1 protein-coding gene and 1 pseudogene are annotated in these 1,172 nt (G+C 60.2%); one reads left to right on the forward strand and one right to left on the reverse strand.

Annotated elements, in window-relative coordinates:
• Positions 1 to 572: IS3 family transposase (locus B4920_RS25750; protein WP_139379638.1), on the forward strand; the 572-nt coding region annotated here is incomplete at its 5' end.
• Positions 573 to 714: 142 nt separating this feature from the next.
• Here B4920_RS25750 and B4920_RS30650 read toward each other — a convergent pair.
• Positions 715 to 1,166: pseudogene (locus B4920_RS30650) on the reverse strand (IS110 family transposase); the annotation flags it as partial.
• Positions 1,167 to 1,172: the final 6 nt, after the last annotated feature.

The following is a 1,172-nucleotide window of genomic DNA, read 5'->3' on the forward strand; positions in this document are numbered from 1 at the left end:
CCGGGTTTCGCAGCGGGAAGCCGGCCGTGGAGGCACCGAACCATCTCAAGCGGGCGTTCGACGTGGCCGAACCCAACACGGCGTGGGTGACCGACATCACCTACATCAGCACCCACGAAGGGTGGCTGTACCTGTCGGTGGTGCTGGATCTGTTCTCGCGGCAGATCGTTGGTTGGTCGATGGGCGAGCGGATGACCCGAGAGTTGGCCATCGGCGCCTTGCTGATTGCTGTCTGGTGCCGAAAGCCCGTGCAGGAGGTGCTGGTACATTCCGACCAGGGTCGCCAGTTCAGCAGCCACGACTGGCAGGATTTCCTGAAAGTCCATCGACTCAAGCCCAGTATGAGCTGGGGTGGGAACTGCCACGACAACGCCGTGGTGGAAAGCTTTTTTCAGTTGCTCAAGCGCGAACGAATCAAGCGCCGGATTTACCTGACCCGGGACGAGGCTCGCGAGGATGTGTTCGATTACATCGAGCTGTTCTACAACCCGAAACGCAGGCGCAGTCACAACGACCAGCTCTCGCCGGTCGAGTTTGAACAGCGGTATCTTTTGAAGAACGGAACCGTCTAGGAAGCCCGGGGCAATTCAGTCGATCCAATTCGAGTAGGTGTTCGTGCAGGCGTCGCACCAGACGCCTGAACACGTCTGGCACCTGATCACCCATGTCGTCCAGAAGCACCGGCAGCTGTTTGCGTAACGCGCAGAGTCCTGCTGGCAGCACCAGGCCGAACTCGGCGAGCAAGCCCCTGATCTGGTTGGCCTGGGCGGTGCGTGCGACAACGAAGCCCTGGCGAACCCGATGGAGCGAGAGCACCGCCTGCTGCTCAACGCTTTTGATAGGGACAAAGCGCATGTTCGGCCTGGCGACCGCTTCGCAGATCGCCTCGGCATCCGCCGCATCGTTCTTGTTGCTCTTCACGTAGGGCTTCACGAATGCGGCGACATCAGTTTGACGGTATGCCCGAAGCCCTCAAACTTGCGCGCCCAGTGATGCGCGCCGCCACACGCATCCATCCCCACCCGACACGGCGGCAAGGTGGCCATGAATACACTCAACTGCTCGCGCTTGAGTTGCTTGCGCAGCACCGTGTTGCCCTGCTCATCGACGCCATGAACCTGAAACACGCTCTTGGCCAGGTCGATTCCAACTGTCGTAATCATCATGATGGA

Origin of the sequence: Zoogloea sp. LCSB751, assembly GCF_002028455.1 — a bacterium.
Classification (GTDB): Bacteria; Pseudomonadota; Gammaproteobacteria; order Burkholderiales; family Rhodocyclaceae; genus Zoogloea.